This is a genomic window from Streptomyces sp. WMMC500 (assembly GCF_027497195.1).
In the GTDB taxonomy this organism is placed as follows: domain Bacteria; phylum Actinomycetota; class Actinomycetes; order Streptomycetales; family Streptomycetaceae; genus Streptomyces.
The window spans coordinates 1,406,773-1,423,348 of record NZ_CP114905.1; the positions used below are offsets into that span (position 1 = coordinate 1,406,773).

Here is a 16,576-nt window from a genome sequence, read left to right on the forward strand (position 1 = left end):
GGCCCGCCGCATCCCATTCGAGGAGCCCGCGGTCGGATATCCACACCGAGAACGTGCCCGACTCCGTGCGCTCCCCCACCAACCGATGCCCCGCCGCCCCCGGTGGCGCGTACAGTTGCAACCGGCCGTCCCACATGACGAGCACGTGGGTCGTCTCGCCCGCCGGATCGGTCAGCCGCACCATGTCCTCGATCGGCGCACCCTGGTGGTTCGGGTTCGCCACGACCAGGGGACGGTCCGGCGTGAGCACCAGGAGCGGCGCACCGGGCTCCGCGATCACCGCGCTACCCCTGACAGGCCGCCCGTCCCGTCCCGCGAGGAACGGGGCGCTGCCGTCCTCGGGGAACACCAGGCGGTTGTTCTCCCCGAACGGGGCGGGGGACAGAGTCGGCTCTTCTCCTCGCAGGACGCCGAACCTGTCGTAGATCCAGTCCGTGCCGTTACTGCGCAGCACGATGCGCGCCCCGTCCAGGTGACTGCGCACGTCGAATTGCGTCAGCTCACCATCCGGCTCGTACACCTGCGGGGGCCTGTCGTCGGCGTCCGACCTGAGCAGGTACAGATAGGGGTGCGCACCGGCCTCGTCTGTGAGCGGAAGGACGACATCGGTGACCCGGCCTTCCGGATTCACGGCCACGGGCGGCTGACCGGAAGCCAGTAGCAGATATCCACGCTCAGACGTCAGATTGGTCACCGCGCCGGCGTACAGTCTCCCTCCGGTGTCCTCCAGGAAGGGTCTGCCATCAAGCCCCGTGTGGAGCCACCACCCGCCCATCGAGTGGCCCCCGTCCTCCGGCACGCGCGCAGTGGTGTCCGCCAGGATCTCCCCGTTCCGGTCGTACATGTCGAAGAAGCCGCTGGTCCGGGACTGCACCCGGATGGTGTCGTCGACCGCCCACGCCTCCAGCCCGGTCGGGCGATGCTCGGAACCCTCGACGAGTTGGCCACGCCCCCCGAGCATCGGCACGATTGCCACCCGGTCGGGAGGGCCCAGATGCGCGTCCTGCAGCCGGATGGCGTCGTGGGTACGGCGCCACGAACCGTCCACCATCCCGATCAGGTTGCCGTGCGCCCGCACCAGGAACATGTCGTCGCCCCACGCGGTCACCTCGGAGTCCGCCACCGGCCGGCCGTCCATGCCCAGCACCTCGGGATCACGCCCGTCAGCGTTGACGCGGATCACCATCGAGTGCTCGGTCACGGACTCGGGCTCGAACGGGTGCAGCTCGGGCCGCAGCCGGCCGTCTGCACTGCTGTGCACGGCGGGCGTCCCGTAGCCCTCTTGCACCGTCATCCAGCCGGCTTCCGGATGGACCGTGACCTCTGCGATCGACCGCATGCCCGTGTCCTCATGCAACAGCAGCCCGGCACCTCGTCCGGACCGGGGCAGGAGGACGGACGACCCGAGGGGAGCGCCGTCCTCTCCGGACAGACGGACCGGGTTGCTGGCGTATCTCCCGGCCGGGTCGAGCACGGCCCACGACTGGTCGGGGAGCTGCACCAGATACAGGTTCTCGGGCTCCACGCTCCGTGCGGTGAAACCCGCCGCCTCCTGCCCGTCCGGTGTCCGCACGGAGGGCGAGCCCTCGTCGTCGAAGGCCAGGCGGTTCTCACCCAGAGGCCCGCCCCGGGCGTCTTCCCGGAGACCGTCGGGGTAGGTCCAGACGGTGTCCTCCACCCTCAGCGCACCCGAGACCGGCGTGCCGTCCCACCGGAAGGCCGCGACGCTGAAGTCGAACTGCGCGTAGGTGAGGAACGCGTCGGACTCGCTGCCGCCCCCGTCGTTGACCGGCTGGACCCGGTGGGTGTCCTCCCCGGCCTCGTCCAGCACCCGCGGCATGCCGCCGTCCTCGGGAATCACCAGGCGGTTCCCCTCGCCGAGCCGCTGGACGTCCTCGACGACATGTGCAGCCGTGGTGAAGTTGCCCTGCAGGTCGTAGAGGGCGCTGTCGGTCCCCTCCCGCTCCACCAGCATCGTGCCGCGGTCGTCGTCCACCGTCGCCCGGCCGGGCACCGGCCTGCCGGAGCCGTCGAGCAGCGTCCCGATCCTCGCGCCGCTCGACGACGCGGTGAGGATCTGCCCGTCGACCATCACGTTGTCCGGCACGGCGACCACCGTGCGGGGACCCGGGCCGTTCAACTCGACCAGGTCGTAGGCGCGATCCGACTCCCTCGCGATCACGAAACGCCCGTCGGGCGAGACGACTTCCACCATGCCGTCCCCGAGTTCCCGCACGCTCGTGTGCCGCTGCCGCCCGGGCTCGGCGTCCATGAGCCGGGGCCGGCCGTGCTCGGGAATCACCAGGACTTCAGAGTCGGCGAGCACGTCGGCACGGACGATGCGGACGGGCACGGAGCTGAACTGGCCGATGAGATCGTGCAGAGAGTGGGATCCTGCATGGTGCACGAGGATCTGCCCGCCGTCGACCGCGGCGCTGCCGGAGGCGATGTCCCACGTGCCGGTCCGGAGCTGCATGACTGCGGCTCCCTCGCGCCGCGGCACGGCGACGGCGATACCGGTGGGCCCCTCGGGGCGGGCGATCTGGACGATGTCGTGTGTGTACCTGCCCGTAGCGTCCGTCATCAACCGCCCGATGCCGGGCACGTCGACCACGAACCACGACCCCCCTGCCGGAGTTGCCGTCGAGTCCGGCACCTGCCGCCCGGTGACCGCGTCCACCACCTGTGCCGACGGGCGGTCTCCCTGCCGGGCCACCACGAGCCTGTGCCCCGGCGCGGCGTCGAAGGGGCCTCCCCGCAGGTGATGAGACGTTCCCAGCACGATGTCGTCGTTCATGAAGGTCACCCCACCTCCCGCCGCGTGCTCCAGCCGGAGCAGCGCACCCTCCATCCAGACCGCGTCCGGCGGAGTGTCTGAGGCGTGCCCGACCGGCGAGGCGTACAACCCGCCTGGCCGTTGCGGCACATGGACAACGTGGTGGGTGACGGTGGCCGCGTCGTCCAGCACAGCGGTCCGGCCTTCCACCTCGACCAGACGAAGGCTCTGGTCGTCCACCGGCAACTCCACCATGGAGACCCTCGCGAGGGCCCCGTTCGCGTCCACCCGCCACGTCCCGAACTCGGCCCGGGGCGGAACCACCAGGCGGCTGCCCGGCCCGACCAGGCCATGCAGCGACTCAGCCGCCACGACGCGCACGGATGACTGGAACGAACCGCGCATGTCGAAGAGGGTGTGGTAAACCCCGCTCAGTCTTTCGCGCTCCACCAGGATCGCGCCGTCTCCGGACATCACCGAGCCCGCCAGCCGCTCACCCGTCCTGGCATCGAACAGCCCGCCGCCGCCGCCGTCCCGCGGCAGGACGGCGATTACGTCGGTCCCGGCTCGTCCCTCTCTGATGGGCAGACGAACGATCTGCCCGATGTAGTGGCCGGCGTCGCTGATCACCATGCCTGCCCGGTCCGGAAGCAGCACACCCACCCCGGTGGCCCCGTCGAACTGCTCTCCGAACCCGTCACCCTGTCGAGGCAGCACGATCGGATCATTGAACGGGCGTCCCTCGGGATCGAGTACCCGAGGCGCCGGCCCGCCGCCGCGGAGGGGGACGAACACCCGGTAGCCCGCCAGCGGGCCTTCAGCCAGGGTGCGCCACCGGCCGGCCAGGCGCCCCGCCACGTCCCACTCGAAAGGCCCCTCGGCGCCTATCCGGGCCGCGATCGTCCCTGCCCCCAGACGGCTCGGCTCCCACAGCACCTCCAAAGCGCCACTCGCCTCCGCCCCGTCCTCCGGAGAGCCGTACAGCCGCATCTGGCCGTCCCACATGACGGCCAGATACGGCCGGCCGCCGGACGGGTCCTCGAGCCGCACCATGTCCTCGATCAGCACGCCCCCGGGGTCCGTCACGACCGGCGGCCTGTCCGGCATCCCCACCAGCAGAAGTCCTTCGCCTGTCCGGATCACGTGGGATTCCGGGACAAGCTGCCCATCGCGTCCCGCCAGGAACGGAAGACGGCCGTCCGTGGGGATCACCAGGTGGTTGTTCTCGCCGAACGGATGACGGGAAGGAGTCGGCTCCCACCCCCGCTGAACGCCGAGCGTCTCGTAGATCCGGTCCGGGCCCTGCGAGCGCAGTACGATGCGTGTGCGGTCCAGTTGGCGGTGCACCGTAGCCGACACCGGCGTCCCGTCCTGCCAGCGGAAGACCAGGGGGGCCGAGTCGCCTGACTGGACCAGGAGCAGATCGGGAGATCTACCGGGCCCGGGGATGAGCGGAACGGCGGCATCGGCGACTCTGCCCGACCGGGCCAGCGCCACCGGAGGCTGACCGGGCAACCGCAGGAGGTGTCCCCACTTCGCAAGCGCCGTCACGAATGCTTCCCTGACGATGCCACCGGCGGCGTCCTCCAGGCGGGGGCTCCCGCGGCCCGGCGCGTAGATCCACATCCCGACCAGCTCGTGGCTCTCCGGCACACGGGTAGCGGTATCGCCCGTGAACGTGCCGTTCCGGTCGTACACGCGGAATATCCCGCTGACCTCGGACTCCACGCGGATGCTGTCGCGGACGGCCCATGCTTGCTCCGGCCGCAGGGTGGACCCCTCCCAGAGCCATCCGCGTCCTCCGCCCACCGGCGCGACGGCAACCCGCCCCAGGCCCTCGTCGGAGGCGCGCCCCGACTCCTGCAGCCCGACGGCGTCGTAGGTCCGCAGCCCGGAGCGATCCACCGCCCCGAGAGCCTGCCCCCGTGCCCGTACCAGGAACATGTCATCCCTCAGCAGGATCACCGAGGACTGCTCCCCCTGGGCTCCCAGTACCTCGGGAGCACGCCCATCTCCGAAGCCACGGATCACCAGCGAGTCTTCAGACACCGGCCCGGGCTCGAACGCGTGCAACTCGGGCCGCCGCACTCCGTTCAGGTCGTAGAACACGGCTTGCGGTCCTTGCCCCACCGCAATCCACCCGGCGTCGCGATGTACCGTCACCGGTCTCGACGACCACTGACCCGGTTCCCAGAGCCTGGGAGCGTCGCCCTGTCCGCCGCCGAACACCACGATCCGCTCGCCGGGTGCGCCCGCCAACCGCGCCGCGCTGTACAGGTGCAGCCACGCCATGTCCATGAACACGGCACGCCTGCCGGGCAGCTCCACCACCCATCCGACATCCCCCAACCACGTCACGGTCTGCTCGGCCACCCGGTCGGCGCTGCCCGCCGGGACGACGAACGGCCGACGACCGCCGACGGAGAGCAGCTCGACGTCCGGTGGCCCCCCGGGCAGCGCCCGCTTCAGACCGTGCCAATTCCCCATGAGCGTGAACACGTCGACCGTGCCGCTCCTCCGCGCCACCTCGAAGTGGGTGGTACGGAACTCGACCTGGTTGGGCAGCAGTTCCCCCCGCTCCGTCAGCAGCACCGCTTCCCGCCCGGGGCTGTACGTGACGAACCGGCCCGGCGTCGCCGAGGGGAGCCCGACGTCAACCGGCCCGGCCAACCGCACCACCGCGTATGCGTGCTCGCTCACCGCGTCCGGGCCGGCCGCCGCCAGCCGCGCCAGGTCCTCCTGCCCCGCCCGCACCACGGACGGGCGCGGGTCTCCGGATGAGAACACCACCGCATGCCCGGCAAGCGGACCGTCCGAGAACACCCGCACATCCCGCTGCAGAACACCCTGCCGGTCATGGACGGCGACGTGATTCCCCTGCCGCACGCTGATCACGTCGTCGCCCACCGTCACCGCAGCCGACGCCGCGCCGTACCGGTCGATCAGCCTGGGCACTCCGCCCGGCGGTACCTCGACAGACGCACCGGTCGGTACGCCGTCCCGCCCCAGCAGCTCGATCCGCGGCAGCGCACGCACGTCGACGTGCCAGTCGATGCGGTGCAACATGCGGACGATGGGGTTGTTCGCGCCACCGCCCGGCACCGGGCGGCCGGCCGGAACGGCGCCGGGGGGCACGGGATCGTCGGCGACGGCCGGGACCAGCGTGGCCAGGAACTCGTCCCTGTACCCCTCATCCGGGTGCTCCGCCACCCAAGCGCGGGCGAACCGCTGCTCCGCTGCGGAATATGTCTCGTACTCCCCCACGGGAATCCGGGTGCCGTTGTCCACCGAGTTCTGGCCGTAGAGATAGCGGCCGGTGACGGCGCTGTACCAGTCCCGGCGATCGAAGGAGTGGAACAGCCGCACCGAGCCAGGCCCGCCGAACCGCGCCACGGCGCCGGGCACGGAAGTCCCGTCCATCTGCCTCAGCAGCGGGAACAGCGTGCCGTTCGGCCGGAACGATGCCAGCATGTCCCCCATGTCCGGGCTGCCCGACAGCACCAGGACACTGTGACTGACCACGCCGTCGCCATCTACCAGGAAGCGCGGACCGGCCGCCTCGATCAGGTGGTGCCCGTCGACCGGCAAGCGCTGACCAGATACCTCGATCAGGTAGGGCCCGTCGTCGTCCAGTCGGGAGACCGAGACCTCCTCCACCACGTCCCCGGCCTCGTCCTCCAGCCGAGGCCCGCCGCTCCCGGGTGGATCCGACACCCGGAACCCGGTCAGCGGCTCGCCGACCACCACGCGCCCGTCCGGCCCCCACAACATCGGCGTAGCGCGAGCATCAACAGGCCGGCCCACGAACCGGCCCGTCTGCACCCCGTCGCGAAGCGTCACCGGCACGAAGTCATGGGTGTAATCACCTGTGCCGGACACCAGAACGCGGTTCGGCCGACCCGCCATCCCGACGGCGAACCGGCCCTCCCCCACCGGCTGCACGTGCAGGCCCCGAAGCAGAGTCCCGTCCGCCGTCTCAGCCCATGGCGCACCGCCCGCCGGCGGGAACACCAGGCGGTTCCCGACACCGATCGCCGCACCGAGCCCGCCCTCCACGGCGACCTGCTCGACGGACAGCAGATCACCCTGCAGGTCGTGGACGTACGTGAGCCCCTCCCGCTTCACCGTGAGCCGGCCACCGCCCGCGGTCACCTCGCCACTCACCGGGGTCAGCCAGTTGCGCCCGGCTCGCCTGATCAGCACACCGTCACCCGTGCCGCCCCTGGGCCAGGCCGCCAGCACCTCTGCCTCCTCGCCGCCGCCCCGGCCCGCAAGCACAACGGCGTCGTAGACGTACTCGCCCTCCCCGTTCACCAGACCAAGGCCCCGACCAGGCACCGAGATGAGATGGTGCACCCTGGGGAATGAGGGCACCGACAGCCCCACCGCCAGCACACCGTCCGCGCCCACCACCCACGGCACGCCGATCTCCGGAATCACCAGACGATTCCCGGCGCCGATCAGAAGACTGAGTTCCTCGTGCCCGGCGACCCGCCCGTTGCTGAAGAACTCGCCGCTCATGGAGTGGAAGGTGAGCTGCTCCCCGCGCTCCACCAGCATGGCCTGGCCCCTCACCAGCACCCGGCCGGGCACCGGATCGCCGGTGAAGCTGTCGAACAGCGCCCCGCCGCCGCTGCCACTCCGCGGCATCGCGGCCAGCGTCCCGGACAGCGCCAGTTCCTCACCGACGAACCTGCCCATCGGCGCCCCCGTGTGAGCCCCGGCCCCCGGCGACGAAGCCGACGGTCCGGCAGGATCCCGTACGGGATGGTTCACGTAGCCCCCGGTAGGGATTCCGGTCCCCTCCGGCACCGAGGGAGTCCTCTGCTCTTGGCCGAGACCGATCAGGTCGTAGTGCTCCCCCGACCTGTCGATCACGAGAGGCCCGGGGTTCTCGTGATCGACAGGCCGGGGGAGCGCGGAGGCCACTATCACCAGGTCGTCTCCGAGCTCCCGCACGTGCGCCGCCGCCACCTGCCTCCGGCCCAGATCCATCAGCCGGGGCGGCCCGCCGTGTTCCGGGACCACCATGACCACCCGCGGCCCGAGCAGAGCGCGCAGTTCGTCGTTCTCGATGACGCGGACGGCGGATTCGAAGCTGCCGTCGTCCAGAAGGTGCAGGGAGGCGACTCCGTTCGCCTCCACCAGCATCCGGCTGTCGTCGACCGCGGCCCTGCCCTCGGCGCGGATCGGGCGGCCCTGCATGTCGTAGCTGTAGGCGACTGCCCCGGTGTCGATCCGGCGCACCTCGGCGGGAACACCCGCGGACCGAGGCACGGCGACGGCGAAGTCCGTGCTCTGGCCGGGCCGGCTGATCGGGACGATGCGCGGGTACATACCCGTGGGGTCCACCATTGCCCGGCCGATGTCGGGCACGTCGAGGATGAAATGCCCGTCGCCCCACTGGGTCGCCCTCGAATGCGGCACCCGCCGCCCGCTGTCCGCGTGCACCACCTGTGCGGCAGGGTCGTCACCGTGGCGGACGACGAGCCGGTATCCGGGCGCGTCGGCGAAAGGACCGCTGTGGAGACGATGGGACGTCGCCAGCAAGGTGTGCGAGTTGAAGAAGGCGGCCTTGTCGCCTCCCAGGTCGTCCAGCCGCAGATGGGCGCCCGGCATCCAGACCGCGTCCGGCGGCGTGTCCGACCCCTGCCCGACCGGCGACGCGTACCATCTCCGGTGTCGCTGACCGGGCACGTCAGGCAGTTGGAAGACGTCGTGGGTGCGCTGACCCCGCCCGTTCAGCACCGCCCGGCAGTCGTCCACGGTGACCAGACGGATGTCCTGGCCGTCCGCCGGCCAGCGCGTTACCGAGAGCCTGGCCACCGCCCCGTCTGCATCCACCCGCCACATCCCGCGCACGTGCGAGATCACCAGCCGGTTGCCCTGCCCGATGAGGTCGCGCAGCGAGTCGTCCGCCACGACGTGCGCGTCCGAGTGGTGCCAGCCGTTCGCGTCGAGGATCATGTGCCGGCCGTCGTGCTCCACGACGATCACGCCCTGCCCGGACGAGACCGAGCCCTGCAGTCGTTCACCCGTCGCGTCGTGGAACAGCCGGCCGGAGCCCGCGCCGTCCCTCGGCACGGCCACGAATACGCCTCTCGTGCGCAGGTGGATGACATGGTGGGTCTCGCGCACGGCGTCATCGAGCATCTCGACGCCGTCCCCGCCGGCACCGTGCGAGTCGGAGGAGCCGGAGGCCGCCGCGCCGTCAGGTGGCTCACTCGCGTCGTACTTGATGTCGTGCACCATCATGACGGTGACGTCGGGGTCCCGCCCGGCCTCCGTTGCCGACGCGAAGTCAGTGAGGGGGCGGCCCCGCATGTCGTAGCTGTATGCGACGCCGCCGCGCTCCACGACGATCCTGAGACCGTCGGTGTTCACTCGGCCGTCCAACACCCTGGCGGCACCTTCACCGATGAGCGACCCCTCTCCCTCGCCGGACCGCGGTGTCACGGCGAGCTCACCGGTGGGAGTCCCGTCCGAGTGGAGCAGCCGAGTGACGTCGTGGGTGTACGGACCGGGTTGCTGGAACAGGACCGAGGCTCTGCGATACTCCGTTGGGCCTTGCGACAACCTGTGAACGCCTAGCGGCACGTGCTGGAACACGGCCACCTCGTCCCCCAGGCCGGGTATCCGCCTGACGATCACGTTTTCCACCCGGCGCCCCTTGACGTCTAGCACGTGGATCGAACCGTGCGGATCGGCGGGAAAACCCACGTGGTAGCCGTGGAGCTGCCCGCCGTCGATGGTGGTTCCTTGGCCGAGCGGCAGACCGTTCAGGCTGTAGTGGCGGACCAGGGGGCTGCGCGAAGACGACAGCGCCAGCATGTGCCCACTGACGCTCGGCCACCATTCCTGAGCTGGCCGGCTTCCCTCGTAGAGCACGACGTGGTCCCCACGCAGGGGAGCGATGACGAACTCCTCGGCGGCCGGGTCCTGCACGCCCCCCAGAAACACCACGTCGTGGGTGTGCTTTCCCGCCGGGTCGACCACCCCAGGGCGTTGGCCGGGCACCCGCACCAGATACCCGGGGCGCTGACCCGGACTCATCTCGGCCAACTCCGTCACCGAGGAGCCACTCACTCGCCCGCCACTCCCTGGCCGCACGAACGGCGGGCGCCCGTCGCTCGGCACGACCAGGGAGTTCCCCGCACCCAGCGGGCCGCCGGGACGAACGGGCTGCACGTCCAGCAGCCGGTGGGAGTCATAGGTCCGGGCCTCGTTCTCCGTGTGCACCACGAACCGTTTGCCGCCCATGGTGATCAGCACCTGGTCCGACAGGAGCCTGCCGTTTTCCATGTACGCGGCGGCATGGGCCCCCGGCTGGAGCGGCCTCATGAGGTGCGCCCTGTGACTCAAGTGCTGGAAGCGATCGATCTGGTGCGTGATCCGGCCCGTCTCCGTCATCAACACCGACACGTCTTCCCACACCACGTAGTAGAGGCGCTGGCCACCAGGGTTCAACATGCGGGCCGCTTGGTGAGGGACGGGCCTCACGACGGCGTCGATGTCCTCGAACGTGTGGGTCATCAGGCGCGCTTCACCGTTCAACGGGATGTAGAACCACGCGTTGCGGGCGCCGGTGATGTTGTCCCATCCCCTGAAGAGACCGTGGGATCCGCTGTATATGGCGGTTGCGTGTCCCACCAGTTCACCATTCATGTCGTAGACATCGGCGGGACCGTGCAGGTCCGATACCCGGACGTAGCTGCCGTGGAGCGAAGCCCTGTGTGTCCGGCCCCTCTCACGGCTCATGAGCCGAGCGGCCCCCGCGTCTTGCATGTCTCGCACCGGCCCGACGACCAACTCGCCGGTGGGGAGGCCGTTCCCGTCATTCAGCCGGACGATGACGATGCCTGTCACGGCACCGCTGCCGTCGACCAGGCGCGGGGAGTGGCCCGGGACACTCAACTCGAACTGGTTCGCGCCCAGCTCCGTCACGACGGTGTCCGTCCGCGGCCGTCCGTTCATGCCCAGCACCTCGGGCGCGACACCTTCGCCACGTCCGCGGAGCACCAGCAAGTCCTCTACGGTCGACCCGCCCCCGAACAGACGCTCCGGACGGACCCGGCCGTCCATGCCGTGGACGGGGTGCCCAGGGACATCCCCCACCGCGATCCAGCCGGACTCGTGATCCGCCGTCACCCGGGTCTTCAACCGCCCGCCGTCACTCTCGCGGAACAGCACCCCCTCGCCACGTCCGTTCCGGGGCACGACGGCGGACAGCCCGTGGGGCTGGTCCGTCTCGTCGAGCAGACGGACCGGGGCGTCGGCATACCTCCCGGCCGGGTCGAGGACGGCCCACGACCCGTCGCGCCAGTGCACCAGATAGAAGCCCTGGGTCCACACGTACTGCAGGGTGGGGACTCTTGCCTCCCGCCCGTCCCGCGTCACCACCGAGGGCGAGCCCGCCGCATCGAATGCGACGTGCTCATAACCCAGGGGCCCGCGCCCGTCAGCGCTCGACGCCTCTCTGGGCATGCCGTCGCGATAGGTCCAGACCGTGGATTCCTGCCGCACCATCGCCGACACCAGCGTGCCGTCCTGCCTGAACGCCACTGGCAGAACGCCTGGCCGGCGCGGGACGCCGTAGAACATCCCGGGCCCGCTCTCGTCCCGGACGCCGACCGCAATGACCCGGTGGGTCAGCTCCCCAGCCTCGTTCAACACTACGTCGGCCCGACCGGGCACGTGCACGGCGAATCCCCGATCGCCCTTGAGGGCCGTCACGGTTGCATCCGCGATGCGGCTGCCGTCGTCTGCCGTCACGTAGCCGTAGCGGCCCCAGCGGGACAGGTAGGGGACGTTCCCGTCGACGGTACGGGCCACGAGATAGGCGTGATGCAGAGGTCCCACCGGCACGAAGGCCGTCTCACCGGTGACGAGGCGCTCCGCGTTCATCACCGGGAGGCCCACGTGCGTCACCGCACCGTTGCCGTCGACCAGGCGCGGGGAGTGGCCCGGTACAGTCAACGCGAACCCGTTCGCCGACCGTTCCGCGAGGACGTCGTCCTCCCGCGGCCGTCCGTTCATGCCCAGCACCTCGGGCTCGATGCCCTCGCCACGTCCGCGGAGCACCAGCAAGTCCTCTACGGTCGACCCGCCCCCGAACAGGCGCTCCGGACGGACCCGGCCGTCCATGCCGTGGACGGGGCGCCCGGGGACATCCCCCACCGCGATCCAGCCGGACTCCTCGTCGACCATCACCCCAGTGCGCAGCAGCGTGCCGTCGTTCTCCTGGAACGCCAGCCCCTCGCCCCGGGGGCTCCGGGGTACGGCGACGATCGTCCCGAGAGGAACGTCGCCCGTGCCGAGCAGACGGACCGGGGGGACGGCGTACCTCCCGGCCGGGTCGAGCACGACCCATGCCCCGTCGCGCCGGTGCACCAAGTGCAGGTGCTCGCTCGGTACTTGCACAGCGGTGAAATCCGCCGACTCCTCCCCGTTCTGCCGGATCACCGAGGGCGCGGAGCCATCCGAGTCGAAGACCACGTGATGCGCACCCAGCAGTCCGTCCGTTCCATCGATCCGCGCCTCAACCGGGACACCGTCCACATAGCTCCAGACGGTGTCGTCCAGCCGCACCGTCCCCGAGATCAGCGTGCCGTCACCGCTGAACGCCATAGGGACACCCTCCTGGTGGTGCGGGACGGCGTAGTGAAACACGCCGGGCCCGCTCCCGGGGGCGCCGTCGACCGGAATGACGCTGTGGCTCACCTCCCCTTCCTCGTCTATCACGACCGCGGCCCGGCCGCGGCTCGCGACGACGAATCCCCGATCGTCCGGCAGGACCGTCACGGACACATCCCCGTCGCGCTTTCCGTCGATGCCGAACACGTGGGCATCGCGGCCTGTCGCCGGTGCGTAGAGGTATTTACCGGCGGCCGGACCCTCAGCCATGAGGACTCCACGGGCCAGCAGATTCCCCGCGAAGTCGTAGATCCCGTGGGTGAGGTCGTCAGGTGCCAAGACATGAATGGCGTCGGCGAGGACAGCCACCTGCTCATCCCCACGCACCATGCCGGTCAGATACGGCGGCTCATCCCAATCCGCAGGAAACACGGCGGTCACACCGACGGGTTCGCCGTCCTCGTCCAGCAGGCTCACTTCCCGGCGCACCGTCGGACCCGGGAGGTCACCGAGCGGGTCCGGCGCCGCCTCCATGTAGACGTTCTGGTCGGTGGACGTGCCACGGGCCGCGGGCAGCGGGGGCAGACCGCCACGGGCCAGGCGCCGCTCCAGGACTCCCTGCCAGACCTCAGCCCTGTCAGCCTCATACAGCCGCCAGAACTCCCCCTCATCCACCCGGTTGAGGCCCGCCGTCCTCTCGCCCTCACTCAGGAACCGACCGGAATCCGGATCGAAATGCGCCCGCCCATCCGGCCCGTACACCACCAACCGCCGCTGCGACGGCGCACCCTCCAGCCGCACCACCCGGTCATACAACCGCGTACCATCCACCGTCTCCACCAACGGATACGGCCCCGGCCCACCCCCATCCCGACCAACCCACACCCGCACATCCGCCTGCCCCGGCCGATCGGTCAACAACAACGGCCTGTACGTCTCCTCAAGCGGCCCCACCGGCTCCGGCACACCCGCGTCCTCAAGCCGCGGCAGACCGCCGCCGCGAGGACCGTCCAGCCCAGCGGCGGACGGACGGACGGCCAGGGGCACAGGCACAGCCTCGGACGCCCCCGCGCCCGGTGGTGAGGGAGCCGGCGCCCCCGACGCCGACGCGTGGGGCGCCGGGGGCGTCGGGGAAGTCGGGGGCGCCGGCGACGCCACCGCCGAGGAGGACGGCGGGGCGGTCTGGGTGTCGGGGGACGCGGCGGCTTCGCCGCGGGCGTGGGAGGGGGCGGCGGAAGCGTCGGCCCCCTCGGCCGGCCTGCCGACGACAGAACTGATCTTGACCGGGGGCATCCCCGGTGCATGCAGGGTGATGTCACCCAGCGTCCCGGTGCCGCCGGTCTCTCGGACCGGCTGAGGTACGTGGGCGGCCGCACCGCCGCCTGTGGCCTGGGTAATCGGCCGCGGCGGCGCCGCGGCGGCGGCCGCGTCCGCGCCGGTCTCCGCCCGTGTCGCGGGGGTGCCGGCCACGCCGTGGCTCAGCCCTTCACCGAGGTTGACGGACACCCGCGACATCGCGCCCAGGTCCAGCTCCAGTTGGCCGGGCGCGACCTGGTTCACGGCGACGCCCTCCGGGAGCGGTGAAGGCGACGGAGTCGGGGTGCCCTGGGTGCGCGGCGACAGGCCCGCCGCGCCGATGTCCGGGGCCAGGCGGGCGCCGGCCCCCATCTGGGCGACGTTCGGGGCGCCGATGATCATGCCCTGGTCGGCGAGGTGCAGCCGTACACCTGGGGCGCTTGCGATGTTGAGGTCGAGGGCGAGCTGTTCGACCGCGGGGGTGTTCGCCGTGGACGGGTGACCGACGGGCTGCGGCGCTGCGTGACCGGAGAGACGGGCGGGGGTGTTGAGGGCGGCGAGGTCGTGTCCGGCACGGCCTGCTCCGACGCCGGCGAGGCCCTCCAGGTTGAGCCCCTGCAGGCCGCCGAGGAGGCCGGCGTTGCGGGAGACGTCGCCGGATACCAGCTCGCCGTGGGTGAGGTTCACGCCATGCGGTGCCACCGCCGAAACGTCGCCGAGCTGCGGCATGCTCGTCACGTGCACCGGGGGCATCTGCCCAACGCCCGTCGGCGTCAGTGTCAGGCTGCCCGCGTTGTACTCCATCCGGACAGGGGCGAACGAGCCCAGGTTGATGTCCAGCGTGAGGTTGGTCATCGCTGTACCGCTGGTGCTCGCGGGTACCTGACCCGGGGCAAGAGCGTTCACCGGCACCTGGCCCGGCGCGGGGGCGTTCACGGGGACCTGCCCGGGCGCCGGGGTGTGCGCCGCCGGCTGCGTGGCAGCCGCTGCTGGTGGCGGCGGAAGCAGTGGGATCTGCACGCCGACGGTCTGGCCCTCGGGGCCCGGGACGTGCGCCACCACCGAAGGCGGCAGCGGCAGGAGGAATTCACCCTGCACGTGGGGGGCGCCCGCGGCCAGGTGGTCAGCGGAACCCAAGGAAGTGTCGGTCACCCCTACCCGCACGCCGTGGTCGGCGAAGTGCAGAGAGATCGGCGGAGCGGGGACGATCTCCGCCGGGGTGGCGATGCCTCCGCGCGAGAGGTGGGGAGGGGGGACCAGGGTGAAGGACGAGCTTGCGGACGGCAGGTTCGTCAGCGGCTCGATCCCGCTCGGCCTGACGGCCGTCTCCGGGTTTCCGTCCAGCAGGCGCGAGGCGAGAAGTGGCGAAATCGGAGCCACGCCTGCCAGGTCAAGGCCCTCCAGATTCAGGCCCCCGAGGCCGGAAGCCGGCCGGACCAGGCCGGGCGGCGGCACCCCGACGGCCCCCAGCCGGGAGAGGTCCGCCCACCTGACCACACCGGGGCGCGCCAGGGCCACCCCCGCTGCGGCCAAGAGTCGCCCGAACGCGGACGTCGCGGGGGGCTGGAAGATCAGAACACCGGCCAGCGCACTCGCGGTCGCGTCGGGCATGGGCTGATAGCGAGCCCAGTCCTTGGGGTCGATGAGAGGCCGCCCGTCGGCATCGAACCCCTTGATGGCCCTGATGTCGACGAAGCTGGTGCCGTAAGCCACGGCGCCGTACCGGTACTGGCTCAGAATGCCCCGGTTCCATAGGGAGAGCTTGAACGCCTGGGCAAGTCCTGACAGCGAGCCGACCTTGCCCAACTCGGCGGCGTTGACGGGCAGGATGAGGGCCAGCGGGCCGAAGCCCTTGAAGTGCAGCGCGACATAGCTGCCGATCATGCGCAGGAAGGGGACGGTGTTCCTGCCCAGCCAGACCATCCCCGACCCCGTCATCTTGGCAAGATGCACGGCGATCTCGCCCGGCGTCATGACCTTGAACAAGGCGTGGGTCCTCACCGCCAAGTCGCGCATTCCGGCGGCCGCCTGCCGGATGGGGAACATCCCCCGGGTGGTGGGGATCAAGATGCCCAGCAGCGAAAGGATCAGCATCTCGAGGTTCGCCTTGCCGTCTGCCAGGTCGATCGCCGACTTGATGAAGATGGCGGCGTTCATCGCATAGGCGGCCAGGGCCACCGGTCCGCCGACGGCGAACCCCACGATGCTGAGGGCCAGCGTCAACCAGAAGAAGACTTCCCAGAACTTCTCGCACGCGTCGACCATCGAGATGAGCTGTTCCCTCGCCGAGAGGATCCGGTACGTGGCGGTCTTGGCGGCTTGCTGCATGTCGACCGCGGCCCGCAGCGCCGCCCTCCGGTAGTGAACCCGCTCCGGGTCCTTCTTCTTCAAGCCCTGCGCAGCCCTCAGCGCGGTATCAGCGGTGTGCTGGTGGTTCTCCATCTCTGCCACGTACGTACCCAGCGCATAATGGACCAGGTCGTGGGCGTTCCGGAAGTTCTCGATGAACGGGAATACCACCTCATTGAGCGCTTCTCGCAGCGCGTCCGCCGCCTCGCCGACGAAGTAGGGGCTGTTCTCCTCCATCAACAGGCTGAGGCCGTCGTCGACACGTCGCGCGACCAGGACGATGTGACTCTGTGCCAGCATCAACTGATTGATCCGTTCCGGATCTCCCGGGGTGGGGTCGAAGTCCAGGTCGAGTGCACTCCAGTCGGGCGGCCGGACCATGGATACCCCCTCTCCGGGTCGTCGTGATTGATTCGGGCTCGCACATTGCTCCACGTGCCTGCCCGCTCCGGGGTTCACCGGAGATCGTCGTTCCCGTTCCGCACGCGGTCCGTGAACCTTTTCGACCGGCCGTGCGTGGAG

1 protein-coding gene (cut by a window edge) is annotated in these 16,576 nt (G+C 70.7%); it reads right to left on the reverse strand.

The features are described from left to right. Positions 1-16,435, reverse strand: partial view of a hypothetical protein gene (locus O7599_RS05730; RefSeq protein ID WP_281620998.1) — the start only. It extends 31,061 nt beyond the left edge of the window; 16,435 of the gene's 47,496 nt are visible here — the first part of the coding sequence; its start codon is at positions 16,433-16,435; the stop codon falls past the left edge of the window. Positions 16,436-16,576: the final 141 nt, after the last annotated feature.